The organism is Binatus sp. (SeqCode) (assembly GCF_050013435.1).
In the GTDB taxonomy this organism is placed as follows: Bacteria; Desulfobacterota; Binatia; order Binatales; family Binataceae; genus Binatus.
Map to the genome: position 1 here is coordinate 40,490 of NZ_JBEKFG010000008.1, position 25,731 is coordinate 66,220.

General features: G+C 57.9%; 19 protein-coding genes. 3 read left to right on the plus strand and 16 right to left on the minus strand.

Annotated features, from left to right (window positions below):
- The first annotated feature begins 99 nt into the window (after nucleotides 1-99).
- Nucleotides 100-696, plus strand: a complete 597-nt coding sequence (locus ABSB13_RS02895; RefSeq protein ID WP_428105402.1) for a YbhB/YbcL family Raf kinase inhibitor-like protein — start codon at nucleotides 100-102, stop codon at nucleotides 694-696.
- A gap of 70 nt (nucleotides 697-766) precedes the next feature.
- Here ABSB13_RS02895 and ABSB13_RS02900 read toward each other — a convergent pair whose 3' ends face one another.
- From ABSB13_RS02900 to ABSB13_RS02915, 4 genes are all read right to left on the minus strand, one after another.
- Nucleotides 767-3,913 carry an efflux RND transporter permease subunit gene (locus ABSB13_RS02900; protein WP_428105367.1) on the minus strand — a complete coding sequence of 1,049 codons (3,147 nt, stop codon included), beginning with the start codon at nucleotides 3,911-3,913 and terminating at the stop codon, nucleotides 767-769.
- A gap of 10 nt (nucleotides 3,914-3,923) precedes the next feature.
- Nucleotides 3,924-5,411, minus strand: a complete 1,488-nt coding sequence (locus ABSB13_RS02905) for a FixH family protein (RefSeq protein ID WP_428105369.1) — start codon at nucleotides 5,409-5,411, stop codon at nucleotides 3,924-3,926.
- The gene (locus tag ABSB13_RS02910) at nucleotides 5,408-6,760 is read right to left on the minus strand and encodes a TolC family protein (protein ID WP_428105371.1); all 1,353 of its coding nucleotides are present in this window, start codon (nucleotides 6,758-6,760) and stop codon (nucleotides 5,408-5,410) included. The genes ABSB13_RS02905 and ABSB13_RS02910 overlap by 4 nt, the downstream gene beginning before the upstream one ends.
- A gap of 688 nt (nucleotides 6,761-7,448) precedes the next feature.
- Nucleotides 7,449-8,408 carry an integrase core domain-containing protein gene (locus ABSB13_RS02915; RefSeq protein WP_428105373.1) on the minus strand — a complete coding sequence of 320 codons (960 nt, stop codon included), beginning with the start codon at nucleotides 8,406-8,408 and terminating at the stop codon, nucleotides 7,449-7,451.
- Nucleotides 8,409-8,755: 347 nt separating this feature from the next.
- On the opposite strand from ABSB13_RS02915, the gene ABSB13_RS02920 reads away from it, so the two are divergent.
- Nucleotides 8,756-9,244 carry an integrase core domain-containing protein gene (locus tag ABSB13_RS02920; RefSeq protein ID WP_428105374.1) on the plus strand — a complete coding sequence of 163 codons (489 nt, stop codon included), beginning with the start codon at nucleotides 8,756-8,758 and terminating at the stop codon, nucleotides 9,242-9,244.
- 432 nt (nucleotides 9,245-9,676) lie between these two features.
- Here the strand turns inward: ABSB13_RS02920 and ABSB13_RS02925 are convergent, their stop codons facing one another.
- On the minus strand, nucleotides 9,677-9,886 hold the full coding sequence (locus tag ABSB13_RS02925) for a helix-turn-helix domain-containing protein (RefSeq protein ID WP_428105376.1): 210 nt from the start codon (nucleotides 9,884-9,886) through the stop codon (nucleotides 9,677-9,679).
- 151 nt (nucleotides 9,887-10,037) lie between these two features.
- Here ABSB13_RS02925 and ABSB13_RS02930 point away from each other — a divergent pair.
- A protein-coding gene (locus tag ABSB13_RS02930) for an IS3 family transposase (RefSeq protein ID WP_428105378.1) occupies nucleotides 10,038-11,422 on the plus strand; the annotation gives its coding sequence in 2 pieces (ribosomal slippage) (nucleotides 10,038-10,374 and nucleotides 10,374-11,422; 1,386 coding nt in all).
- A gap of 606 nt (nucleotides 11,423-12,028) precedes the next feature.
- Here the strand turns inward: ABSB13_RS02930 and ABSB13_RS02935 are convergent.
- The 11 genes from ABSB13_RS02935 to ABSB13_RS02985 all read right to left on the minus strand — a co-directional run bounded on the left by ABSB13_RS02935 (nucleotide 12,029) and on the right by ABSB13_RS02985 (nucleotide 25,725).
- Nucleotides 12,029-12,460 carry a universal stress protein gene (locus ABSB13_RS02935; protein ID WP_428105379.1) on the minus strand — a complete coding sequence of 144 codons (432 nt, stop codon included), beginning with the start codon at nucleotides 12,458-12,460 and terminating at the stop codon, nucleotides 12,029-12,031.
- A gap of 34 nt (nucleotides 12,461-12,494) precedes the next feature.
- Nucleotides 12,495-13,523 (minus strand): DUF1646 family protein, encoded by a 1,029-nt coding sequence (locus ABSB13_RS02940; protein ID WP_428105403.1) that lies wholly within the window; start codon nucleotides 13,521-13,523, stop codon nucleotides 12,495-12,497.
- Nucleotides 13,524-15,228: 1,705 nt separating this feature from the next.
- Entirely contained in the window at nucleotides 15,229-16,650 is a 1,422-nt protein-coding gene (locus tag ABSB13_RS02945) for an outer membrane beta-barrel protein (RefSeq protein WP_428105380.1), read from the minus strand.
- A 206-nt stretch (nucleotides 16,651-16,856) separates the two neighbouring features.
- Complete coding sequence (locus tag ABSB13_RS02950) at nucleotides 16,857-18,191, minus strand: sigma-54-dependent transcriptional regulator (RefSeq protein ID WP_428105381.1); 1,335 nt, start codon at nucleotides 18,189-18,191, stop codon at nucleotides 16,857-16,859.
- Nucleotides 18,192-19,256 carry a sensor histidine kinase gene (locus tag ABSB13_RS02955; RefSeq protein ID WP_428105383.1) on the minus strand — a complete coding sequence of 355 codons (1,065 nt, stop codon included), beginning with the start codon at nucleotides 19,254-19,256 and terminating at the stop codon, nucleotides 18,192-18,194.
- 57 nt (nucleotides 19,257-19,313) lie between these two features.
- Nucleotides 19,314-19,787, minus strand: a complete 474-nt coding sequence (locus ABSB13_RS02960) for a universal stress protein (RefSeq protein WP_428105384.1) — start codon at nucleotides 19,785-19,787, stop codon at nucleotides 19,314-19,316.
- Between the two features lie 38 nt (nucleotides 19,788-19,825).
- A complete protein-coding gene (kdpC, locus tag ABSB13_RS02965; protein WP_428105386.1) occupies nucleotides 19,826-20,392 on the minus strand; it encodes a potassium-transporting ATPase subunit KdpC in 567 nt (188 codons plus the stop codon).
- Nucleotides 20,393-20,404: 12 nt separating this feature from the next.
- Nucleotides 20,405-22,447, minus strand: coding sequence for a potassium-transporting ATPase subunit KdpB (kdpB, locus tag ABSB13_RS02970; protein ID WP_428105387.1), 2,043 nt, complete (start codon nucleotides 22,445-22,447; stop codon nucleotides 20,405-20,407).
- A gap of 18 nt (nucleotides 22,448-22,465) precedes the next feature.
- Nucleotides 22,466-24,193 (minus strand): potassium-transporting ATPase subunit KdpA, encoded by a 1,728-nt coding sequence (gene kdpA, locus ABSB13_RS02975; protein WP_428105388.1) that lies wholly within the window; start codon nucleotides 24,191-24,193, stop codon nucleotides 22,466-22,468.
- A 16-nt stretch (nucleotides 24,194-24,209) separates the two neighbouring features.
- The gene (gene kdpF / locus ABSB13_RS02980) at nucleotides 24,210-24,311 is read right to left on the minus strand and encodes a K(+)-transporting ATPase subunit F (protein WP_428105390.1); all 102 of its coding nucleotides are present in this window, start codon (nucleotides 24,309-24,311) and stop codon (nucleotides 24,210-24,212) included.
- Between the two features lie 397 nt (nucleotides 24,312-24,708).
- Nucleotides 24,709-25,725: a potassium-transporting ATPase subunit C gene (locus ABSB13_RS02985; protein WP_428105391.1), complete on the minus strand. Its 1,017-nt coding sequence runs from the start codon at nucleotides 25,723-25,725 to the stop codon at nucleotides 24,709-24,711.
- Between the last annotated feature and the right edge of the window lie 6 nt (nucleotides 25,726-25,731).

A 25,731-nucleotide genomic window follows, 5' to 3' on the forward strand; every position in this document is an offset into this window, starting at 1 on the left:
GTGCTACACGCGTCACTCATCCTTTGCGTGCTGTTTGGGATCCCTCATCTCGCTTGTGCGAGAGAGTTGAGCTACGGGTGCTCGGAGCCGCAATTGGAGGTGACGTTCGCGGTGAAAGACCGTCACTATACAGGGACGGTGAGTTGCGGAAATCTCTTTCTCCAATCGGACATACCCACCGCTCCCGTGGTCCGATGGAAAAGAGCTGATGCGACAAAATTCTATACCCTGATGATGCTTGACCTCGATGGAAATGCCAATGGATCCTGGCCGGACCCGGTTGCTGCGGGAGAGAATGCTCCCGTGCGGCATTGGATCGCGGGAAACATTCCCGGTGATCTGCTGCGCGGCACCGGATACGTGGAGTCCGGGAGTGATTCGGCAATCAAAAGGATGAGTGTCCTGCAACCATATCGCGCTCCCCACATCCCAGTGGTTTCGGATCGATACGGCATTTACTTGTTCGAACAGACCAAAAGAATCGACTTTGCAGCTTTGTTCGGACCTATAACGAACTTCGACTACTCCACCTTTCTCGATACTTATCAGCTAGGAGACCCCAAAGCTTCGAACTTCTTTGTGGCGATATACACGTCTGAATCACCGTTTTCTGGAAAACCCTTCCATGGGAACGATGTTTCCGGACTCTGGCATCAGGGCTATGGGAAAGGGAACCTCGCTCCGTCTCATCAATGATTTTGGACAGTGTTGATGCCGAGTTCGGTCTATACCGTCAGCACTCAAATGAGGACGTGCCTTCTGATCGTTAGAGCAGGATTCCCTTCTTCAGCGCACGCTCCTTCATGATCGCGAAGAACACCGGCACCAATATCAGGACGTGAATCGTCGAGGTGATCATTCCGCCGACGATTGGCGCGGCGATGGGCTTCATCACGTCGGAGCCGATCCCGCTCCCCCACAGAATCGGCGCGAGACTGAGCATCACGACGGCAACGGTCATCAGCTTGGGTCGAAGCCGCTGGACTGCACCCTCGATCACCGCCAACTCGATGTCCCCATGCGCGAGATCGCCGGCAGCGATGCGACGATTCAGAGCTTCGTGAAGATAAATCACCATGACGACGCCGGTCTCGACGGCGATGCCGAACAACGCGATGTACCCGACCCACACGGCAACGCTGAAATTGAAGCCCATCATGTACTGGAGCAGCAGCCCGCCGGTCATCGCGTACACGGTCGGAAGGATCAGAACGATCGCTTCAGTCGCCGACTGGAAGAGCATGTACAGCAGGACGAAGATCAGACCGAAAACGATCGGCAGGATGACCGTCAAGCGCTTTCGCGCGCGCAGTTGGAACTCATACTCTCCCGACCAATTCACAGTGTATCCGGCGGGCAGATGCAGATGCCGATCGAGCACCCGCTGCGCGTTGTTGACGTAGCTGCCGTAGTCCGAGGTAGCCAGGTCCACATAGACGTAGCCGGTCAGCAACCCGTCTTCATCACGTATCATTGACGGCCCCGGGCCCAGGCTGATACTCGCGATTTCGCCGAGCGGGATCTGCGCTCCGGTCGGCGTCATGATCAATATTCGACGAAGTGCGTTCAGGTCGTTGCGATAATCCGCGAGATAGCGAACGTTTATCGAGTAGCGCTCGCGCCCTTCCACGGTGTTCGCGATATTCTCGCCGCCCATCCCGGAGCTGACCGCCCGCTGAACGTCTCCTACCGTCAGGCCATACCGCGCGGCGACGGCGCGATCGACATTAACGTTGATGTAGAATCCTTGAGAAACCCGTTCGGCGAAAATTCCCCGCGTGCCCGCAACGGGACCGAGTATTTCTTCGATCTGAGAACCTATCTGCTGAATCCGCTCGACGTCGGGACCCTGAATTTTGAGTCCGACGGGAGTTTTGATCCCGGTCAGCTCCATGTCGAGCCGGTTCTCGACCGGCATCGTCCAGGAGTTCGACAAGCCGGGGAAATGCAGTCGGTCATCCATCTCGGCAACCAACTGATCGTAAGTCATGCCCTTTCGCCATTGCTCGCGCGGCTTGAGCATGATCGTCGTGTCGTACATATCCAGCGGTGCATTGTCGGTCGCGCTATCCGACCGTCCTACGGTGCCGAACACACTCTCGACCTCGGGAAACGTGCGGATGATCTGATCCTGCTTCTGCATCAGATTTACCGCCGACGTGATCGAAATCCCGGGCAGCGCAGTAGGCATGTAGAGACTTGATCCCTCATACAGCGGCGGCATGAACTGACTGCCGATCTTGAAGAGCAGCGGAATCGTGAGCAGCAGGAAAATAACGTTGGCGGCAATCGTCAGCGCGCGATGATGCAGGCACCATCGGATCACTGGAAGATAAATGGCCTGGAAGAAGCGCGAGATGGGATTGTTCTCCTCGGGGCGCAGCCGTTTGCCACGGATGAAGAGGACCATCAGCACCGGTACCACGGTGATCGCGAGAACTGAGGAGAACGCAATCGCGAAAGACTTGGTGTAAGCCAGCGGCCGGAACATCCGTCCCTCTTGCGATTCGAGCAGGAACACCGGCAGGAATGAGACGACGATGATGATCAGCGAGAAGAAAATCGGGCGGCCGACTTGCTTCGCGGCCGACAGCAGAATTCGCTGCCGTTCGAGTCCGGAAACCGACTCGCCTTTCTGCGACGCCTCGTGCTGTGCCTCCGACAAGTGCCGGTACCCGTTTTCGACCATTACGATCGAAGCGTCGACCAGCACGCCTATCGCCAGCGCCAACCCGCCCAAGGACATGATGTTGGAGCTGATCTGCAAATAGTACATCGGGATAAACGTCGCGATGACCGCGATCGGCAGCGCAAGAATCGGGATCAGCGCCGAGCGCAAATGAAAGAGGAAAACGATGATCACCAGGCTGACGATGATGGCCTCTTCGAGCAGATCGCGTTTCAGCGTGTTGATTGATTCCTGAATTAGTCCCGAGCGGTCGTAGCCGGCGACGATTTCGACTCCCGCGGGCAGAGTCTTTCGAATCTGTGCAAGCTTTTGCTTGACCCCGTCGATGACGGTGAGAGCGTTCTGCCCGTAACGCATCACGACTATGCCGCCGACCGTCTCTCCGTCGCCGTTCCATTCAGCGGCGCCCTCGCGAAGATCGGGGCCCAGACTTACCACGCCCAGGTCCTTTATAAGCACCGGGGTGCCGTTGTTGGTCGCAACAGAAACTTCTTCCAGGTCTCCAACCGAATGGACGTAGCCGAGGCCGCGGATCATGTAGTCCGCTCCCGACATCTCGAGGACGCGTCCGCCGACTTCGCCGTTACTGTCGCGGATTTTGTCGATCACCGTCTCCAGCGGGACCTTGAGCGCCAGCAACCGATTGGGATCGAGCTTGACCTGGTACTGCCTGACGAAGCCGCCGATAGTGGCGACTTCCGAAACCCCCGGCACAGTTTCGAGCGCATAGCGCACGTTCCAATCCTGCAAGCTGCGAAGGTCGGCGAGACTGTGAAGATGACTCTTATCGACCAGAGCGTATTCGTACACCCAGCCCGCGCCGGTAGCGTCGGGGCCGATCGCGGGATTCACGCCCGCCGGCAGCTTGCCGGCTATCTGCTGGAGGTATTCCAGCACGCGGCTGCGCGCCCAATAGATGTCGGTGCCGTCTTCGAACACGACGAACACATATGAATCGCTGGGCATCGTCTGCGCTCGGACTGCCTTCACATGCGGCGCAGCAAGCATCGCTGTGACGATCGGATAGGTCACCTGATCCTCGATAAGATTGGGCGGCTGCCCCATCCATTCGGTGTGTATGATCACCTGAACATCGGAGATGTCCGGCAGCGCATCGAGCGGGATCCGATCGAGTGACCAAACACCCGCGAGTACCAGCGCAATCACACCGGCAAACAGGATGAAGCGGTTCGCATTACACCAGTCGATAGTTCTCTCGATCATCCTTCTTTCCTCACATCGCCATGTTGCCGCTTGCTGATACGTCCTTCTGCATGGTCGCGATCGTATGACCTCCCTTGGACGCGGCGATCGTCAGGCTCCAGGTGCCACCGCTAAGCAGTTCGATATTTGCGGTATAGGCGCCGTTGCCCTGATCGTCTGCGACGGCTTGCGCGCGCATCGCGGCCATTCCCATCGCCGGCATTGCAGCCATGTAGAATGACACCGTCACTTTCGCGCCCGAGATCGGGGCGCCTTTGGAATCGCGGAGCGTGACGATCACCTTGTTGTGGCCGCGCACGAGAGGATTGGGATCGCTCGTGAACGCGATGCTTGCCTGGGGGACAGGCTCGGCCGCTTGTTCAACCGGATTCGCGCCGACGACCTCCGCAGCCGGCGCGAATGCGCCGGCGGCGGCCTGGAGCTGGCTTTCCGAGTCGATCAGGAAATTGGCGGAACTGACGATCTGCTGACCCGGCGCGAGTCCCTTGAGCACGATGAACACACCGCCGGCGTGCGCTCCCAGCTCGACCTCGGCGGGAGTGAGATAACCGTCACCGCGATCGATAAAGGCGACATTGTGCGTGCCCGTGCGTAGAACCGCAGTGTCCGGAATGACCGTTTGCTCGCCCATCGGCAGGTCCAACGCGACGTGCGCGAACATCCCCGGAAGCAGCCGGCCCTTCGGGTTGTTGAGCTCGCATCGCACTTTGGCGGTGCGGGTCATCGGATCGATCTGCGGCCAGATGAAATCGACGCGCCCATCGAAGTTCGTACCCGGATAAGCGTCCACGGTAACGGTTGCACGATCGCCGGGATGGACCTTTCCGATCTCATCCTGAAACACTGCCGCATAGATCCACACTTTCGACAGATCGGTGATCGTGAACAGGCGCGTGTCAGGTTGCACGTACATGTTGGGCAGCGCGTTGCGCTCGACGATGTAACCGCTCATGGGCGAATCGATCTCGACCGCGCGGCGCACGGTGCGCTCGCGTTCCAAGCGTGCGATCTCGCGCGGCGACACTCCCCAGAGCTTGAGACGCTCCGCGGCGGAATCGACCAGCGATGCGGCGTCGGTGGTCACATCGGCGACCGAGCTGTCTTCGACGCGCTTGCGGGCATCGACGGCGAGCAGATATTCGTTCTCGGTGCTGACGAGGTCCGGGCTGTAGATCGTGAACAACGGCTGGCCGCGGCGGACGTACTGATAAGTGGAATTCGCGAACACCTGCTCGATCCATCCGGCGAAACGCGTTTGCACGTAGCCTTGCAGTCGTTCGTCGGTCTCGATGCTGCCGGCGGTCTCGAGGCGATCGCTTACGTCCTTTCGCACCACGGTCGCGAACTTCAGCCCGATCAATTGCCGGCGCTCCGGCGCGATCCGGATTGGCGCCAGCGAGGAATCGGCTGCGTATGCGATTGGCGCCGCGAGGATGAGAAGGGACGCCAGGATCAAAAGGACTATGCTGAGCCGCGATTGCAATGAGTTGTAATTCATCTTTGGTCACCGATAACCTGCTGGATTTTGGCGATCGCGATTTCGTGGTCGGTCAGGCTGCGGTAGTACTCCTGCCGGAGGTTCTGTAAATCGAGAACCGACGAGAGCAGCGTCTGGAAATCGACTTTGCCGACTCGATACGCAGCCATCGCCGAGGCCTCCGACGTTTCGGCCTGCGGTAACAGGCCATCGCGATAAATCGACATCGTTCGCTCCGCGGTGCGCATCGCAACCAAACTGCTTTCCGCAACGGACGAAACCTGAAGCTGAGTCGCACGGGTCTGCTCGCGCGCCGACGCGGCTTCAAGCGCGGCCTGCTCGATCGCGGGCGTTTGCTTGCGCCAGAAATAGAGCGGAACCTTCGCGCCCAGATTCAGCATGTAGTAGTCGCGAAATCCGGGGCCGGTTTTTTGGTACGAGTAGCCGACCGTGAAGTCCGGCCAGTAGCCCTGATGCGCCAGTTTCAATGCTTCCGTGCTGCGCGTCTCCATCGCACGATCCGCTGCGAGTTCCGGGGAACCGGCGTCGCTGAGCCGCGCAAGCTCGGCCGTATCGAGCTGCAGATGGGTCGCTTCGACCGCGCCGATTTCGATATTCGGCGAGTCGGGATCGCGCCCGAGGATCTGCTTGAGCTCGAGCTGTGCCTGGTCTTCCTCCTGATGGTGCATCGCGTGCTCCTTGAGGATCTCGGTGGTCTGAAGCTGCGCCTTGATCAGGTCCTGCTGGAGACCCTGTCCCAGGCGATACCTGGTTTCTATGATCTGCTGGATCTGTCTCAGCTCCTCCTGGTTGCGACCGAGAATCGCCAGCGTCCTGGCGTGATAGGAAAGCTCGAAGTAGACCTCCTTGACCTTTTCCTCGACATCACGCTCCGCAGCTTCATAGCGGCGCCTGGCGTACTCGGCATCTTTTTCGGCCTCGGATTTTTGCAAGCGAAGCTTGCCCGGACCCGGGATGTCCTGCGAGACACCGAAGCCGGTGTAATAAAAATCGCTGCTCTCGTAGCCGGAGAAGGGCTGCGGACTGCCAACCGTGAAATGCTGGAGCGACACTTGTGGATCGGGGATCGTCGCCGCCTGAATGGGGACCTTCGTTTGTGCCTGCCAATGGCTCCGCGCCGCGAGCACGATAGGGCTGCGGGAAAGGGCCTCGTTGACCAGCGCTCGCAGTCGATCCGAACTGATGGATGTCTCAGTGCCGCGTCCCGGTTGAGCGACATCCTGCGCCGTCGCCAGAGCGGGAATGTCATCGGCGCGTGCTGGCGACACAAGGCCGATCAGAATTGCGATCGCGATCAGGGCTGCGAATGAATTTCGCGCCGCTATGCGGCGAATGCTTGCATATGACATTTCACAAAAATCCAACCTTCCAGCCGCGATCGATCGCGGCGCTGATGCGCATCCGCAGGTTTTCTTGAAACCCCGCGTCTCTATCTGCCGATCATATCGGCAAATGTCTTTCCCAATTGTTGCGAGCGAGTAGCGCGCAAGCGTAAGCGGCGGATGCGAAGCATCCACGCTTCAACTCACGTGCTTAAGGGAGGCTCAGATCTGACGGGAACAGAGAAGCGCTAACGAAAGGAGGCGACCGGGCGGCGAGTACCCACAAGTGATGACGCTACTTCGCGCGTGCGAAATCGCAGTTATCACCGCGGTGACCGGCAGGCTCCCGACCGAGTCGAAATGCTGCGCGCCTCGCACTTGATTAGTCGCTCTGTCTGGAACGGCTGGCGCTCGGCAGCAGCTCGGCTGATTTACAGGAGCGCTCTTCGAGCCATTCGCGCAACCTGCCATAGTGGGGCACGCCATCGCCGACGGCACACTCGTGCTTTGCGGAAGCAGCAGGGCGATCAGAATTATGGCCAGAAAGCGCACGACCACCACCATAACCGGACTGTTCAGCTTGTGCAATCTGCTCCATATCCAGGGACCTGATGGCAGTTCCACAGAGGGCGCGATTCAAGTTAGGTACACCAGTGTAACCGCCGCAGATCGGGCATCGCTGCCATCCAGCTGCCAGTCTGTGTCGAATTCCAACTCACGCGGCAGCTGGGGTCTTAAATAATCCATAGCAATGCTGTTGCCACCGGTAGGAGTCGAAGCACGCGTGCGGTAGCGCGGGTGCGCCGCTCCGCTGCGCCGGTGTCGCCCCTGTCAGTCCGGTGTGACAGCGATATTGGTTGTAGAACACCTTGTAGTCCTCGAGCTTGCGTTCGAGGTCGCTCTGGTTCCAAAAACAGATCCGATCCAGATACTCGCGCCGGATGGTTCCGATCGGCCGCTCGACGAAAGTATGCGAACGGGGCGTTGCGGGAATGCTCTTGATCTCATCGACTTCGAGTATCCGAAGGTTCGCTCGCCAGCGATGAAAGCGAAACAGCGGATCATGATCCGAGGATAGATGCCTCGGCAGAGTCTGCCGCGCGATCGCGCGATTGAACATCCGGCAGACTCGGATGCCATCGAGATTGGCAGGCGCGACGCCGAAGCCGACGATCCGACGGGTGTATATGTCCATCACCACCATGACCCAATAGCTCTTGAGCAAAATTGATTCAGTGCGGAAGAGATCGACACTCCACAGACGGTCTCTGGCCTGTCCGATTACCGAGAGCCAGGACGGGCGACCGCCGTCAGGTCCCGGTCGATAGTCGCGGATGAGGATGCGCCGGACGACATCCTTGTTGAGCTCGATGCCGAAGGCATTCGAGATTTGCTCGGCGATCTTGCGGCAGCCGAAGTATGGGTTGCGCCGTTTCATCTCGACCACCGCGTCGATCTTGCCCAAGCGTCTGGGCGACACCAGCAGCGTACAGAATCCAAGAATCACTCGATCCCACGAGGTTAAATTCGGACTCCGGCGCTTCGAGCGCTTCATGATCAGCAACTGGTATTTGACGGCCAGCGATTCAGCCGCGACCGCCCGAACCCCGCCGGGACGGGCCAGCCGCGCCAGGGTCACCAGCAGGTGAGCAAACAGCCTGAACCACAACGTCATGCGGCGCCGGAGTTTAACGCTCTCCCACCGATTCGCGAGCCTGCGCTACGCGACCGTCCTGTGCCAGAATCAGCAATTCGCCACACACAGGTCCGCCCATGCCCGAATTTGCCGCCATCTCCAATTTGTAGGTAAATACTACAGACTGTGTGGCGGATGACGCAGTCCGATGCGAACCGCTCTCCCCGTCAACCGGTTGACGGTTGACAAGGCGGTTGACACTTGAGCGGCGGTTGACGCATGGTGGTTGACGCGCATGACCAAATTCCTAAAACGCTGTTATTTTCCGTTCGAGTCACTCTTGCTCCCGCTCGCGCGGACTAAGACTTTGAGAAGGAACAGCGGCGGTGACTCGTAGAACTCCAGATTTGTCGGCGCATTCAGGGTTTTTAGCAGGCACGGCCGTCACCGAGCATCCGACCGCAGCCTGGCTCTCGCGCCAGGTAACCGAAGCCTTCCCGTGGGACACCGCTCCGCGCTACCTGCTGCGAGACCGCGACACGTCGTACGGGGGATGCTTTCAGGAGCGGGCTCGGGTTATGGGGATCACGCAGGTCGTTACGGCGCCACGCTCGCCGTGGCAGAACGCATACGTCGAGCGCGTGATCGGTTCAATTCGCCGCGAGTGTTTGGATCACATCGTGATCTTTAACGAACGCCATCTGCGCCGCGTCTTGTCCTCGTACGTGGAGTATTACCAACGCACCCGCACGCATCTTTCGCTCGACAAGGATTGTCTGGACCCGCGCCCGATCATGCCGCGCCGGATCGGAAAGGTGATCGCCATCCCGCAGGTCGGCGGCCTGCATCACCGCTACGAGCGTCTGGCCGCCTGATCTGTCCCTGATTCCTGCTCACCGATGGTTGCGAGCCGCCCGGTACGCCGTCGTGTGAAAATCTCTGTATCAGAGGCTTTTTTACCTCGATCCGTAATTGGTCGCCTTTGGTTCAGGTCGCAGCCCGGTTCATTCGATCGCATCAATTCGACAGCTATTATCGCAGCCGCTCAAATTCCGGTTCAGATGGAGCTTCTAGGAGGGACAGCACCGGAGAGTCTCAGTTTCGGCCGGCAGCAGCTCATTCATGCTCGCTTCTCTCTGTCGAGAACCGAGCCGGTGCGCTTCGCGTCATCGTCTGTGAGAAGAGCGTTCGTCAAAGACCCTGGCCTGCTCCCCAATTTCCAGCCAATCAGAAGTAGAGTCGGTCGTTATTTGATCCGCCCCGCGAAACTAGTACGACGGTTCCACGCGGCGAATTTGGCGGATGATCTAAACCGGTCGAAAGAATTCCGCCACTCTGACATTCAGCACCTTCGCCAGCTTCGTCATGGTCGCGAGCGAGGGACTGCGCTTGCCCCGAAGAATTTGGGACAAATGGCCTTTCGAAAAATCTGTTTCCAAGTAAAACCGATCCAGCGACCCGTACTTCTCGAGCACGAGTTGCTGCAAGCGTCGCCGGAACAGAGCTTCCTCGTCCACGGCGGGGAAGTAGCAAAATGGCGGCATCGTGGCGTTTGCAATTGCAAACGCCCGAAGCTACGTGTTCCCCGTCAGCACAAGTTGGACAGTTTAAGGCGATTGAGGAAGAGAGAGTTTTTGGCTCATCTTTAACCGCGGAAGGAGCGGAGAGATGAGATCGAAAATCGAGGCACAGTCGGATGAGGCGGAGAAGGCGGTACGCGACATCAGGCGGGCGACCCGCCGTCACTTGTCGGCTGAGGACAAGATCCGGATCGTGATCGCGGGCCTGCGCGGCGAGGACAGCGTGGCCGAGCTGTGCCGCAAGGAAGGGATCAACCAGAACCTCTACTATCGCTGGTCCAAGGACTTCCTGGAGGCGGGCAAGAAGCGGTTGGCCGGCGATACCGCGCGTGAAGCGACCAGCGACGAGGTCAAAGGGCTGCGGGCGGAGACTCAGCAGCTCAAGGAACTGCTGGCCGAGCTGATGATGGAGAACCGCCTGCTCAAAAAAAGCGTGCTGGCGGATGGGGAGTCCGATATATGAGGTACGCCGCGGACGAGAAGCTGGAGATCATCCGGCTGGTCGAGCAGTCGTCGTTGCCCGTGCGACGCACCCTGGAACAGCTCGGTATCCCGCGCTCCACCTTCTATTGCTGGTACGATCGCTATCGCAGCGGCCAGGCTGGAGGGCTGCAGGATCGCACGCCGGCGCCGCGGCGGGTGTGGAATAAGCTCCCGGCCGCAGTCACTCAGGCGGTGCTCGAGCTCGCGCTCAAGGAGCCGCAGTTGTCACCCCGGGAACTGGCGGTGTCGTTCGTCAACCGGCAGCAGTACTTCGTCTCGGAAGCTTCGGTGTACCGGCTCCTTAAGGCGCACGACCTGATCACCAGCCCGGCCTTCATCCTGCTCAAAGCTGCCGACACGTTCGCTGAGCCCACCACCGCCCCCAATCAACTCTGGCAGACCGATTTTACCTACCTGCGGGTGATTGGCTGGGGCTGGTTCTATCTGTCGACCGTGCTCGACGACTTCTCGCGCTACATCCTGGCCTGGAAGCTGTGCACCACCATGACCGCGACCGATGTTTCCGACACGCTGGCCATGGCTCTGCGCAGTTCCGGCTTGGAGCGGGTCCGCGTTCGGCATCGGCCACGTCTGCTGAGCGACAACGGGCCGTCGTACGTGTCAGCTCAACTCGGCTCCTGGCTCGCGCAGCACGGCATGATGCACACCCGAGGTAAGCCCTATCACCCGATGACCCAAGGCAAGATCGAACGCTACCACCGCTCGATGAAAAACCAGATCCTGCTCGAGAACTATTACCTGCCCGGTCAGCTCGAAGCGCGCCTGGCCGAGTTCGTCGACTACTATAACTCGCGCCGCTACCACGAGAGCCTCAACAACCTCACCCCGGCCGACGTCTACTTCGGCCGTGGTCCAACCGTTTTGTTGCGGAGGGAGAATGTCAAACTGAAAACCATCGAAGATCGACGCCGGCTGCATCTTGAGTTCGCAGCCAAAACTTCAACCCAGATGAGCCAGATCCTCTCTTAATTCCGATGCTAACTTGTCCAATAGGTTCTGACGACGTACAACTCAATCCGTGATCTTCCGAGGCTACGGCAGGACTCAGGAGAGGATCCATTTGACGAGGACGATTACAGATCCCCACGGAGTCGGCGCTGGGACGGCTGGGCGCCTGGAAGTCTCGCTCGCCACTTCCGCCGACACCCAGGCGCTTGGTAGAGGCGCGACACTGGCTACGACACTGTCGCCTTCGTGGCGAGCCGCCGCGCGCTCAATGTCACTCCACACGTCTCGCAGAATGAGCGTCGTCTTCGGCCGAGAGGAAGTGCAGAGCCTTCTTCGATTTGTTATTCGTAATAATCGCTTTCGAGTCTGAAGCTCGCCGCCGCACCTTTAAGGACGTCCAGAAGGCTTAGCACGATCGCGCCGAAGCGCTGATGCTAGCGCTGGGAAAGCCGCCGGCGGTATTTGAGCCGCGGCAGGTGAGCGCCTTGGAGGAGGGACATCCCTATTGGGGGTTCACGGAAGTGCCATACGACGACGAAGATGGAGTTTTTAGTAGCCACAAGGGGCCGCGGAACAAATCATCGGCATCTTGTCGGATAATTTGGCGCATTTTCCGGGTTATTGTAGTCAGACTGTACGTATCCTGAGGACGGGGCATGGTGCATAGCGCAGGAGTTTTTCAGCAGTGCCGCCGATCAAAAGATCAACTAGGTGAGTTCGTCCACGCATAGACATGACTATAAGGTCAACCTTGAGCTTGCCCACCAGCTCCCCGATTACTTCGTGAACGACGCCAAAGTGGAGTTCGGAACGGGATTTTGGGTAGAGCTGCATAGCTTCGTTCTCGAAACGCTTGAGCTCGACCGATGCCGTCTCGCCGTAATGCTCGAGCAATTTTGTGGGCTCATACCAACGCCCGACCCCGTAAGGTAACGGCTCAACTACGTGAACGAGCACCACTTCGGATTCGTGCTCGCGCGCCAATTCTATCGCGTATTTCAACGCCGCGAGCGAATGTTCGGAAAAGTCCGTAGGCACCAGAATCCGTTCTATTTTCATTGTTCTTCCTCAGACGAAGAAAAATGCTCAAGATTCATTGGAAAAAAGCCATCGAGTGCAAAACCGCGAAACAGAAAATCAGCAACAGGACCCCGGTGCCAAGGCCGATCCTTGCCCACTCGCGGCTCGTGATTCCCAGTCGGCTCGCGGCGACGATATTGGGTATGTTGCCGGTGACAAGCGCCCCTCCGCTGATCAGCAAACCGAGGAACGCCGCGCGCTGCTGATTCATACTCAGAGAGGGTGATATCTCCACGGCCGCCAGAGTCGAATTGTTGACGACTGCAGAAAGGGTGTTCATCCAAAACAGCAATCCCTCTGGAAGGCGATGGATGTACGCATCGACCACCGGCCTGAGCCCGCCCGAAAGTGCCACAAGTCCGGCGATAAAAACGTACACCTTGCCGGGACGAATTAACAGGACAGTCCACCACGAATCCTTTTCTTGAGTTGTATCCAGCGGCTCGCTGGAAGCGAACGGTAAAAACAAGATGGGAACCGCGGCGAGAATGACGCCGACAACAACGAATGGGCCGAGAAGATGAGTAAGGTACCAGAAGTCGGCGTGCAGAGAGCGGAGAACGACTGCAATACCGGGCATGCCCAAAGGCGTGAGGCCGGCGCCGAAGCCGATTGCGAAACACGCAAATACCGTCGCGGCAATTTCTGCCCATCGTTCACAACGAAGCAGGGAAACTGCTTCCACGAACACGAGGGCAGATACGACCGGAGTTATGAAGGCTGCAAGGAAGCCGAGTACGATCGCGAGACAGAAACAGAGAATCCGCGGGTCCAGCAGTCGGATTACCCGGCAAAGTACTTGATCGAGATAGTCCCTCAGAAGACGAAAAGTGGCGCCAAAAACCAAAACGGCCACCGTGAATGACAGAGGTTCAGTCAAGGCTGCCCGGACGAGCGTCGCGTCGAATTGTCGCATGACGCAGGCTGTCAGCACTCCGATCAGTAGGAAAAAAATCTCGGTGTTCCGTTCGATCGGCTTTACAAGGATTGGTCCTAGCAGGACCGCTAGGATCGTCAAGGATGTAAGGATCACTGTCATCATCTCCCCGCAACTAATACAGCAATGCAGCGTTCGTGCAATCACGAAAACATCAAGGTTTCTTCGCGGAGCGAACTGGAACGGGTGCGCCTTTGGCGCGCCAACTCCCAGTCTCCTAGTTTCGCGGTGGATCAGCTCAAATTACGGTCCAGACGGGATTGTTGGTAGGGACAGGGGTCAGATCTCGCTGTGATCTGTGTGCCTTTCCCGCCGTATACAACGGCGACGCGGTTCCCGGGGGAGCAGCCCGAAGAACTCTAGCAACTGCCAACCAAATTGTAACGCTTTGTAGAATGAAATGGCAGACTTTCAAAAATCGAATGTTTGGAAAACCCAACCGACCAAAACCTTCCAATCTGGCTTGAGGTTTCCGCGGGCATGGTTCCTGCTCGGTGTAAGGGTGGCGGCAACCAAACCAGACAGACGGACATGAAGAGAATAGAAGCAGTAGTGAAGCGCTCGGCCTTGGACGACTTTCACCGATGCGCCAGGCAGCTTGGAATCTTCGGATTTGACCTATCCGAGGACCGTACCAAGCGTCGGGACCATCAACGACTCGCTACCGCCGGCGAGTATGCTCCCGACGCCACGTCGAGGTTCAAAGTGGATTTCGCGGTCCTCGATGAAGAGACCAAGCCCACCGTTCACGCCGTTCTCGAATCGGTCCATCCTGAAAGCATCGCAATCTTTAAATTCGATCACGATACACAGCCGCAAACGTCAACGCGGCGCAATTCACCCCAAAAGTTCAAAAGTTTGCCTTAGGCGAAACGGCCAGCGAGGCTCGCTGGCTTGGAGTGAACCGGCGATGATCGGTCTGCACGAAATCCTTTATCGTCTCGCTGCTGGGACTCCTGGCGACGTCCTCGTCCAGCGGGCAGGCTGTAGCCCGTTCACGAGTTTTGCCTGATGGTCGGCCGTTCTTGTGGCGGGAATCGTGCCTGCCGCCGCCCAAGATATTCGTCGGTACCGGATCCCACGTGGCGATTTTCTCCCAGGCGATAGCCGGAGGCGCAGTGCTCGCAGTGGTTGCGCACGCGATGATTTGGAATCGATCCATGAGGGGGGATCGTTTGTTGTGCTGCCGACCGTCGCAGGCTTTCTGTTCGCGTTGCGGCTGGCACTGGCTCAGTCGTTCGTCTGATTGATAGGCCTCATTACCGGCAAGTCAATTGCCCGTGGCGCGTAAAGCCATGCTTGAACCGTCCGCCATCAGTTTGGCCGGGCTTCCAAAAGCACCCTACAATAAAGGCGACGCGTCCGATGAAGGTTCAACGTCAATGCTACCCGCCGATCGCACTATATGATACCGGTATCATCGGCGTGCCGAATCGAGTCCTCGCCTCGGCCTCAGCTCCTCAAAGGCTTATGCATCCGAAGACAAATAAGTTCGAACGCATTTCTCCTTTAACAAAGAGACACCGTTTTCCGGCGAGTGCAGCGTAATCAGCACTATCGGATCGCTGTCAAGTCCTCGGAGGAGTACGTCATCGCTAGGTTTGCGGATCCGAGTTCTCGGTATGCACAGCACAATACAGAGCTCAATCGAGACGATACCGTTTTCGCTGGTGCCACAGGGTCGAGATGCGGATGCCCAGGGTCGGCGCGGCCCTATCGCCCCTGCAAAGAGAAGCGGCGGGTCCGCTTGTTCGGACCCGCCGCCGGCGCATCGCTGCGCGATTAAGTGGTTTAGCTGCGCCGCCGCGCGTCAGAAGGCATAAATGAAGTTGGCGTCCAGGGTGTCCTGGCCGCGCCACAGATGCTGCGCGCCGGTCACAGGGTCGAAGCGATTGTTGTTGGTGAACACTTTCTCATCCGAATTGTCATGCCGGTATTCCAAACGTGCGAGGAGTCCCGTCACTTCGGGTATTTTGTAGCTCAACGTTTCGGTGATCTCCCACACCGTCTGGCCGGTGCCCGTCGTGCGCGCTCCGTCCTTGTCCTGGAAGAATTCGCCGCGAGTCGCCGACTCGAGCGAAGGGGTGAAGTCGTACACCAGGTACTGCGCCATTCCCTGCCACGACGCGCTGTGACCGTTGATCACCGGTCCTTCCTCGGACGCGTACAGGTATTCATTCTGAAGCGTCAGGTTGGGGATGAACGACGGCTTCCAGGTCGCGATCCCATCGATCGTGCCTAGATTCGAATTGGACTTGCCCAACAGGTTCGGCCCCCACATGCTGTTGACCACGAAGCTCAGCGACTTGTCCTTGTTGTTGAGTGTCAATGCGCCTTCATAGTTGGGACCGCCGTTGTTGAATGCTGCGGGATCATCCCATCCGTTGTTGAGGCCGGCCGTGGCAGAAACGTAATCGTTGAAGGTGTAGCCCGCGCGGATGCCCGTATGAGTCAGCGGTTCGCCCAGGGTAAACAGTAGGCCGCGACTCTCGTTGAAGTTCAGATTGTTGTACGTGTTGATCGTTTCCGCGCCCATCATCGTCACGAAACGCCCTGCCTGCAGGCTGACGCCCGATCCGATTGGTGCAGTATAAGTCAGGTAGTACTGCGTCGGATCGAACCATTGAGGACCAACGTGCGAGGTGTTCGAGTAGTGCGTAACCGCCGAAATCGAGTTCGCGACCTGGCCGAAGTTGAGATCGCTCACGAATCCGACCGTTCCATCGCGCTCGATATGCAGGTTGCCCTGCGTAAGCTGGAATCCGTCCTCGTCCCAGGCGCGGTACACGTTGACGTTGCCGTTCGGTTGATTGAAGTTATGCTCGTAGCCCGCATCCACCAGCGCGTGGACGCTGATGCCAAGGTTGTCCGACAGATCTTTCTTGATATCGCTGACATCCTTTTCGACCAGGCCGACGTGCTCGCCGATTGTGGCCGGCTTCGCGCCGGCCGTCGCTGGCACCGCGACCGTCATCGCCGCCTCTATCTTTTTGACCTCGCTGGTTGTGTCGTCGGTCTGCTTCTGCAGATTGCTCATCTGGCCAGACAGCGCGTCGAGCCGCTGCTGCTCGCTGGTGCTGGCGACGACGGTGGTTGTGGTGACCGTCTTGTGGTGATGTTTCGTCGTCGTCGTTTCTGCCCAGGCATTCGCGTTGCACAGCAATCCAATTACTGCGACGCCGGCAATCAGGTGAAGCCTGGCAGCGACCCGGGTCGTTCTTCTTCTGTTCACTCTCTCCTCCTCCGAAATGTGCCGCCTTCAGCCGCGGCTTTCTGCGCCCGCACGTAGCGGGCTACGGTGATGAACCGGCTGGCTTGGCTACAAGATTCATACGTAGGTTTCATCGATACTTCCCTGAAAGGCTTGAGTTGAGGCATTTGCCTGTGTCTCGAACCCTGCGATACACACATGTAACATCCTTGCCGGCCGCTATTGGCTCAATCGAGATGATACCGTTTCCGTTTGTGCCACAGGGTCGAGATGCAGATGCCTAGGGTCGCCGCCGCATCTTCGAGAGTTGGCGCCAATGCGAGCACGCGCCGGATGTGCTCCTGCTCGATCTGCTCGAGCGTGGATTGCTCGGGAAGGTTTCCGTTGCGCGGAGCGCTCGGTTGAAAAAGGATGTCGGGCAGATCTTCCTTGCGCAGCGTCGCGCCGCGGCTCAGCACGACTGCGCGCTCGACGGCATTGCGCAGTTCGCGGATGTTGCCCGGCCATGAATAGGCGACCAGAGTTTTGCGAGCTTCGTCCGAAAACTGCAATCCGATGCGGCTATTGCGAGCGGCAGTCTCGGCGAGAAACATTTCGGCGAGCGGCAAGATGTCTTCGGGCCGTTCGCGCAATGCGGGCACGCGGAGGCTGATGACATTCAATCTATAGTATAAGTCGCTGCGAAACCGCGCGGCGTTGATCTCCTGCGAAAGACTGCGGTTGGTTGCTGCGATGATACGGGCATCGACTTTGATGGTCTGCTCTCCGCCCACGCGTTCAAAACGCTCATCCTCCAAGAAACGGAGGAACTTGGATTGCAACCCGGGCGATAGCTCCGCGATTTCGTCGAGGAATACCGTACCGCCATTTGCCGCTTCAAGGCGCCCGGGCTTGTCTTTGATCGCACCCGTAAAAGAACCCTTCATGTGCCCGAAGAGCTCGCTTTCCAGCAGATGCTCCGAAAGCGTCGTGCAATTGACGATGACGAACGGCCGCTCGCGGCGTGAACTCCATTCGTGGATCTGCCGCGCGAGAACGTTCTTGCCGGTGCCGCTCTCCCCAGTAAGCAGGATTGTCGCGTCGCTCGACGCCGCAGCATGAGCAGTCTCTATCAGGGAGCGGAATTCATGGCTCCCGGTTGTTAGCAGCGGTACGCCATCGATCGAATTTCGAAGGGCTCGATTTGCGGTGCGCAGTTCCTTTACTTCGAGTGCACGGTCGACCACGTGCTGAATCTGATCGAGCGAGAATGGCTTGGTGACGTAGTCGTAAGCGCCGGCTTTCATCGCGGCCACAGCATTCTGGATCGTGCCGTACGCAGTCATCAGTATCACGATCGTGGTCGGAAATTTTGCTTTGATCGCGTTGAGCAGCTCGAGGCCGTTCATCTCGGCCATTCGCCAATCGCTCAGAACGAGATCGAACGCCCCATCGCGATCCATCAGGGCGAGCGCCTCGCGTCCGCTTTCGGCTATGGCAATCTCGTGCTCCCGTGAACCCAAGAAGTGCCCGAGGGTCTCGCGGATGTTTTTTTCATCGTCAACGACGAGGAGTTTTGCCATCTAGGTGCACCGCGCGTGAGGTAGCTGGATAACAAAGGTACTTCCTTTTGTGGAGGAATCGAGAAATATCCTGCCGCCGTGCGCTTCGACTATCTCTTTGGCTATGGCAAGGCTGAGTCCCGCGTATCCGTTGTCAAGCCCTTCCGGTTTCCATTGGGGACATTGTTCGAGGAGGACGTCGCGAAGCTCGATCGGTACTCCGCGCCCTGAATCGGAAACTGATATTCGTAGCGATTGTCCGTCCCGGCCAGCCGAGACCTCGACTGATCCGCCCTCCGGAGTGAAGCTGACCGCATTGGCGATTAGCCTCGATAGCACCCACGAGAGCTTCACCGGATCCCCGTAGCAGTCCAGGGCTCTCTCAACATGGGTCCTGAGCGCGACTTCCTTCTGTGCGGCCTGCAGCAAAAACTTTTTCGTAACCGAGGCCACGAGCCTGGCGAAATCAAACGTGACGCTCCGGACTGCGATCGAAGTGGTTTCATTGCGCGTGACGTTCAAAAGACCATCGGACAAATCGCGGATGCGAGCCAAATCCTCGACCACCGTCTCGATGATTTCATGCTGCTTCGGATCGGACGTTTTTCTCTGAAGCAATTCGATTGCGAGCGACAGCGATGTGAGCGGCGTTTTGAGTTCATTCGAAAGCGTGGCGATCAAGTTCGTGCGCGCGCTCTCCTTGTCACGAAGATAAGTCACGTCATGAAGAGTGATCATTGTGCCAAACGCAGCGCCACCATCGAGATCCAGCGGTGCGGCCTTCAACAGGTACGCATGATCGCGTCCGCGAACGTGCAGGATCACTTCTGCCTGCTGCTCACCCCTTGGATAGCCGAGGACGCGTTGCAGGGCGGCTCGGACATGCACGTAGTGACTATTGTTGCTTTCGAGGTCGTAGAACGAACGGCCGAGGATTTCGTGCCGGTCAATACCAAGTATCAGTGCGGCTTGCTCATTGAGATGGGTAACAACATCGTCGAGGTCTATCAGAATCGCTGCGACGTCGAGGGCATCCAGGATTGCCGCCGTCCTGCCATTTTCACCAATATTGGCTGTGGCATCCATAGAGGGAACCTAACCCAGTGCCAGCGGCCCCCCGGCGTTTGCGCCGGGAGCCGCCCTTCAGTTTATTCGGGCGGAAACGTGATTCTCTTTGTCGATGCCGCCGCCCACATGGACAGCGAGCACTGGACACGGCGCCTGTCGCAGGAGCCTTTCCGCCAGGCTTACCCGAATCCTCTCGAAGAATCCGTGGTGCGAGCGAGCTGCCACCACGATCAGGTCGACATTCAGCTTTCGGGCAAGCTCCGAGATGGCCTCGTGGAGGATACCGAAATGAACTTCGCCGGTGCACTTTGGATACAGGGCGACCGCACGCTTTGCTAACCGGGCGAGCTGGTTTCGGCCGTCCTCTGCGCAATGCTCCAGGAACTGAGTTGAATCTGACCAGCTGCCTGCTGCGTCCGGCAGGGGTTCGATGACGTGCACGAGTACAATCTCTGAATAGTGCTCACGCGCGAGGTCGATTGCGCGTTCGAGCGCTGCAAGCGAGCGCCGCGAAAAGTCAGTTGGTACCAGAATTCTTTCGATTTTCATCTTCGTATACCTCGGACTTGCGGCTTTAGCGTCTGATGCTAGTGCAGCGAGTCGAGGGCCAAGTTTAGCTTCAACACGTTTACCCCAGGCTCTCCGAAAAGCCCGAGCCAACGGCCGTGCGTATTGTCCTGAATAAGTTGGCGCACGGCGTCAGGGTTGACTGCGCGGGCCTTGGCGACGCGCTCGGCCTGCAGATCGGCGGCAGCAGGACTGATATCGGGATCGAGGCCGCTGCCCGAGGCAGTCACCAGATCGATCGGGACCTGGGAAGCCTGCACGCCTTCGCTCTGCGTCACATCCTTGATCCGCTTACCAACAGAGTCCATTAGAGCCTTGCTAGTAGGACCAAGATTGGAACCACCCGAGCTGGTTGCGTCATAGCCGTTGCCCGCCGCGGACGGCCGGCTATGGAAGTATTTGGCTGAAGCAAAGCTTTGGCCGATCAGCTCGGAGCCAACGATTGTGCTATCCTGCGCGAGAAGGCTCCCTTCGGCCTGGCGCGGAAACATCGCGTAACCAATGGCGGTCATCGCGACCGGATAAAGGAGGCCCAGGAGCAGCGTCAAAATGACGGTCATTCGAATGGAAATCCATAATTCACGCATCGCGATGGTCTCCTACGCAAGATGCAGCGACACAACGATTACGTCGATCAGTTTGATTCCGATGAAGGGAACGATGAGCCCGCCCACGCCGTAGATTAGCAGGTTGCGAGTCAGAATTGCGGCGGCGCCCAGCGGACGGTATTGCACGCCGCGCAGAGCCAGAGGGATCAGCACAATGATGATTAGTGCGTTGAAGATAACCGCTGACAGAATAGCGCTCTGCGGATTGTTGAGGTGCATGATATTAAGCGCCTGCAATTCCGGATACGCAAGCAGGAACATCGCCGGTATGATCGCGAAGTACTTGGCTACGTCGTTGGCTATCGAGAAAGTGGTCAGCGCTCCGCGTGTGATTAGCAACTGTTTTCCGATTTCGACCACTTCCATGATCTTGGTCGGGTTCGAGTCGAGATCGACCATGTTACCGGCTTCGCGCGCCGCCTGAGTGCCGGCATTCATGGCGATTCCAACATCAGCCTGTGCCAGTGCTGGAGCGTCATTGGTGCCGTCACCGATCATCGCGACCAGCTTGCCCTGGGCTTGCTCCTCGCGAATGAGCCGCAGTTTGGTCTCGGGTGTGGCTTCGGCCTGGAACTCATCTACGCCGGACTCGTGAGCAATCGCGGCCGCCGTGAGCGGATTGTCGCCAGTGATCATGACGGTCTTCAGGCCCATTGCCCGAAGCCGCGCGAAGCGCTCACGGATACCTTCTTTGATAACGTCCTTGAGATGGATGACACCGAGAACGCTAGAGTTTTCGGCGACGACCAATGGAGTGCCGCCGCTCCGTGCGATTCGCTCAACGATTCCCGCCAGCTCCGCAGGCAGCGTGCCGCCATTACCCTCGACAAACTTGACGACCTGGTCCGTCGCACCCTTGCGGATTCGCCGACCGTTCAGATCAACGCCGCTCATCCGCGTCGTCGCCGAGAACGGGATGAACTGCGCTTCCTTGTCGGCGAATTCGCGTCCGCGCAGATTGAAGTCACGTTTGGCCAATGCAGTGATGGAGCGGCCCTCCGCTGTTTCGTCCGCGAGCGAGGCGAGTTGGGCCGCGTCGGCGAGCCGCTCGACTGGCACTTCGAGCATGGGTATGAACTCGGTTGCCATCCGATTACCGAGAGTGATAGTGCCGGTCTTGTCCAGGAGCAAGGTGTCTACATCGCCCGCCGCTTCGACCGCGCGCCCCGACATCGCGAGCACATTATGTTGTACGAGCCGATCCATGCCGGCGATGCCGATGGCCGAGAGCAATCCGCCAATAGTCGTCGGGATCAAGCAGACCAGCAGCGCCACCAGGACTGGTAGCGACAGTATAGTGCCACCATAGAGCGCAAAGGGCTGCAGGCTTACACAAACCAGTATGAATACTAGAGTCAACCCCGCGAGAAGAATGCTAAGTGCGATCTCATTGGGCGTTCGCTGGCGCTCCGCGCCTTCGACGAGGGCAATCATCCGGTCGAGGAAAGTCTCGCCGGGATTAGCGGTAATTCGAACCTTGATCCAGTCGGAAATCACGGTGGTTCCACCGGTGACGGCGCTGCGATCACCTCCACTTTCCCGGATAACCGGAGCGGATTCGCCAGTGATTGACGCTTCATTCACCGCGGCGATTCCTTCAATGACTTCGCCGTCGCCCGGTATTACCTCGCTGGCTTCGACCCGAACGATGTTGCCACGTCGCAACGCCGTCGCAGGAACGATTTGAATCTCGCCGCTCGCCGTAACGAGCTTGGCCTTGGTTTCGGTGCGGGTTTTGCGCAGGTTGTCAGCCTGTGCCTTGCCGCGCCCTTCGGCCATAGCCTCGGCGAAGTTGGCGAACAGCACGGTGAACCATAGCCAAATCGCGATCTGGAATTCGAAACCCGCCAGGCTGCTTCGGGCGCCGAAGAAATCGCGGACGAGAATAATCGTCACCGCCAATGCGGTGACCTCGACCACAAACATCACGGGGTTTCGGATCTGGACGCGCGGGTCGAGCTTTCGCAACGAGTCACCCAGCGCGACTCGGACTATGTTGCGATCCCAAAGAGAAGGTACTTTTCGATCACTCATGGATATTCTTCCGTCGTCCTAGTAGAGGTGTCCCGCCATCATCGCCAGGTGTTCGACAACTGGGCCGAGAGCCCAGCTGGCAAAGAAGGTCAGAGCGCCAACGATCAATACGACCGCGATCAGCAGAACCACAAACACGCTTCCGTTAGTAGGAAATGTGCCGGCGCTCTCTGGTACCGCTTTCTTGTGTACTAGTGAACCGGCGATAGCCAGCACCGGAATCATCATCATGAACCGCCCGAAGAGCATCACGAACCCGAGAGTCCAGTTGTAAAAAGGCGTATTAGCACTCAGGCCCGCGAATGCAGATCCGTTGTTTGCGGCACAGGAGCTGTAGGCGTACAAAATTTCAGAAAAGCCGTGTGGTCCCGGATTCGCAATTCCAGCAAGTCCCAATTTGTTGGTGGCTGCTACAGCCGTTGGCAGAAGTATTACCGCGGGAAAGATTAGGATATAGAGCATCGCCAATTTCATTTCTCGAGATTGAATCTTCTTGCCTAAATACTCCGGCGTCCGGCCCACCATCAGACCGGCGATGAAAACGGTCAGCACCGCCATCACGATCATGCCGGCGAGACCGGTTCCTACTCCCCCGAAGACGACTTCTCCCAAGTGCAAATTCAGCAGCGGCACCAGTCCACCTAGTGGGGTGAAGCTGTCATGCATGGAGTTAACCGATCCGTTCGATGCGTCCGTGGTGGCCGTCGCCCAGATCGCGGAATCGACGATTCCAAAGCGGACCTCCTTGCCCTCCATATTACCGCCGCTCTGGGTTGCGGTTGCGGATTGATCGATACCCAGCTTCGCAAACTGAGGGTTGCCACGCTGTTCGCTCCAGTTCGCGACTGTTACGCCCATCAAGAAAAGCAATCCCATCGCGGCAAACAGCGCCCAGCCCTGCCGCCTGTCTCCTGCCATTTTTCCAAAGGTATGAGTCAAGCCTGCGCCCAGCGCGAAAAGCGCGAGCATTTCAAGCAAATCGGTCAGTCCAGTAGGATTTTCATAAGGATGAGCTGAATTGGCGTTATAAAAACCTCCGCCATTGGTGCCGAGCTGCTTGATCGCGATCTGCGACGCCACAGGACCCTGGGCAATCGTCTGAGTGGCATGCTCAAGAGTCTTAACTTGCGTGTACGCGCTGAAGTTCTGAGGGACTCCTTGCCAGATCAGAATCAGCGTGAACACCACGCAGATAGGCACGAGAACCCACAGGGTTGCTCTGGTCAGATCGTACCAAAAGTTTCCGAGAGTTTTCATCTCCCGACGCACAAAGCCGCGAATCACCGCGATCGCGAGGGCAAGACCTGCCGCTGCCGAGACGAAGTTGTGGAAGGCGAGCCCAGCCATCTGAGTCAGATAGCTCATCGTTGTCTCAGGGGTGTAGCTCTGCCAGTTGGTATTGGTGATAAAGCTAGCCGCAGTATTGAACGACGAATCGGTCGAAATTGCGCCTAGCCCTTGCGGATTAAGTGGCAGCAAACCCTGCAAACGCTGGAGTGCGTATAACACTACCATTCCGACCAGGCTAAAAAGTAACAGCGATGTCGCGTATTCGATCCAGGTCTGCTCCGTCGCTGGTTCAACGCCGCACAGCCGATAGATAAACCGCTCTGCAGGCACAAGTACCGGATCCAGGAAAGTGCGCTCTCCCGCGAACACCCTCGCCATGTAAAGGCCGAGCGGAACGCTGATCGCGATAATGATCAGGGAGAAGAGCGCGATCTGAATGATTGCATTTGAATTCATGGTTCGATTGGTCCTGTCACAACTTCTCAGGATGTAACATCGCGTAAACCAGATAGACTGTCAGCGCGACAGCGCATATCAACCCCAAGAAATTCTCTGCGTTCATAGACTCTCGCATCCTTGTACGTAGGCGAGCGCGATCAGGAAAAACACCACCGTCGAAATCAATACGATTATGTCCATCATGTGTGATTCCTTACCTTTCTGGAATTTTTGAAATGAAAATTGGCCGGTTCAGTCCCGTGATCAGTTTCCCTTTCCTTACGAATGTTCTCCGAAGGAGTACAGAGCAAGGGCTGTGCCTAACAAATTAGCCGTGTGTTTCCTTCTGGAATGGCGGAAGCGGAGCCCAAAGCTATCAAAATGAAAAGCCTGCGAAACTTCATTTTGCATTGCCGGGCGGCAAGCTAGAGAGGACGAATCGGAATCGCGGATCTCGATGGGCGCCCTAGGTGAGAGTTTGCACGTACAAGCGGACCTCATTCCCCATATTACCCGAGGTCCGCTTTGTGGGTCTATTGCGGCTGCCCGTATTTGTTTCTCAGTTCGAGGTTGAGCTGAAGCACGTTGACGAACTTCTCACCGAAGAGCCCGCCGAACGGGGCTCCCGCGTTGGCTTCGACCATCTGCTCAATCTCGCTGCGAACCTGTTTCGGATCGCGCTTGGTATCGGCAGCCCACTTCTGGGAAATGCGATCCAATTGATACTCGGCGTTCTGCAAACTGATATGAGGATCGAGACCCGAGCCTGACGCCATTACCATGTCGGCCGGGACATCCTGCAGGGGTGCATCGGCATGCTCCTGACGCCACATGTCGAAGAAGATCGACTGGATATCCGAACCCTGATTAACGGGCTCAATTGCGGTAGTTGTTTTTCCGCCAGCGCCTTGGTGAGTAACGGCCGAGGGGAACTTGCCAGGGTTCTCTTTCGAGAACGTTTCGAAAAAGAGCACCGCCAGATCAGCGGCCTTTGGATCCGGCGTGCCGGGATTGTCCTTCTTCCACTTAGATACTTCGTTCGGATGCTTCTTGGTCCAGTCGTCAACGTATGCGGCGTGTGTCGGATCGGCACTCACCCAGCCTGTCGCGAGTTCATTGTGAGCATCGTCCCACTGCGCGACGATGTGCGGCTGTCCGCCGAACTTGTCCTGCTGAAACCAGGCCTCAATATCCGGCGCAATCTGCTGACCCTTTTTCGGGCCGTCGCTGTATACCACGATCGGACCAAGCGAACGCGCGACACGATCGCGCAGAGCGTAGTTCGAAGCGGAAAGGTTCGAGGGTGCCGACGCCGATGCGTCGTATGACGCCGCCGACGGCCGCGGCTGAAAATACTCATCCTTGGTGAACGGCTGCGCGATGAGCACCGAGCCGACCGGCTTCCCATCCGGGCCATTGACGATGCTGCCGTTGGCCTGGAAGGGGAAGAAAACCTGCCCAATCGCCCAGAGCACCGCCGGGTAGATTATGCAGACCGTCGGAACGACGAACAGGAATAGCAATAAACTCTTCGAAAAATAGCGTGACATGGCTTT

Excerpts from the sequence above, each read along its gene's own strand:
- ABSB13_RS02910 (WP_428105371.1), bottom strand. The coding sequence starts at position 6,760 with ATGTCATATGCAAGCATTCGCCGCATAGCGGCGCGAAATTCATTCGCA.
- ABSB13_RS02935 (WP_428105379.1), bottom strand. The coding sequence starts at position 12,460 with ATGAAAATAGAACGGATTCTGGTGCCTACGGACTTTTCCGAACATTCG.
- ABSB13_RS02940 (WP_428105403.1), bottom strand. The coding sequence starts at position 13,523 with ATGATGACAGTGATCCTTACATCCTTGACGATCCTAGCGGTCCTGCTA.
- ABSB13_RS02900 (WP_428105367.1), bottom strand. The coding sequence starts at position 3,913 with ATGATCGAGAGAACTATCGACTGGTGTAATGCGAACCGCTTCATCCTG.
- ABSB13_RS02985 (WP_428105391.1), bottom strand. The coding sequence starts at position 25,725 with ATGTCACGCTATTTTTCGAAGAGTTTATTGCTATTCCTGTTCGTCGTT.
- kdpA (WP_428105388.1), bottom strand. The coding sequence starts at position 24,193 with ATGAATTCAAATGCAATCATTCAGATCGCGCTCTTCTCCCTGATCATT.
- kdpB (WP_428105387.1), bottom strand. The coding sequence starts at position 22,447 with ATGAGTGATCGAAAAGTACCTTCTCTTTGGGATCGCAACATAGTCCGA.
- kdpF (WP_428105390.1), bottom strand. The coding sequence starts at position 24,311 with ATGCGAGAGTCTATGAACGCAGAGAATTTCTTGGGGTTGATATGCGCT.
- kdpC (WP_428105386.1), bottom strand. The coding sequence starts at position 20,392 with ATGCGTGAATTATGGATTTCCATTCGAATGACCGTCATTTTGACGCTG.
- ABSB13_RS02950 (WP_428105381.1), bottom strand. The coding sequence starts at position 18,191 with ATGGCAAAACTCCTCGTCGTTGACGATGAAAAAAACATCCGCGAGACC.
- ABSB13_RS02960 (WP_428105384.1), bottom strand. The coding sequence starts at position 19,787 with ATGAAAATCGAAAGAATTCTGGTACCAACTGACTTTTCGCGGCGCTCG.
- ABSB13_RS02915 (WP_428105373.1), bottom strand. The coding sequence starts at position 8,408 with ATGACGTTGTGGTTCAGGCTGTTTGCTCACCTGCTGGTGACCCTGGCG.
- ABSB13_RS02905 (WP_428105369.1), bottom strand. The coding sequence starts at position 5,411 with ATGAATTACAACTCATTGCAATCGCGGCTCAGCATAGTCCTTTTGATC.
- ABSB13_RS02955 (WP_428105383.1), bottom strand. The coding sequence starts at position 19,256 with ATGGATGCCACAGCCAATATTGGTGAAAATGGCAGGACGGCGGCAATC.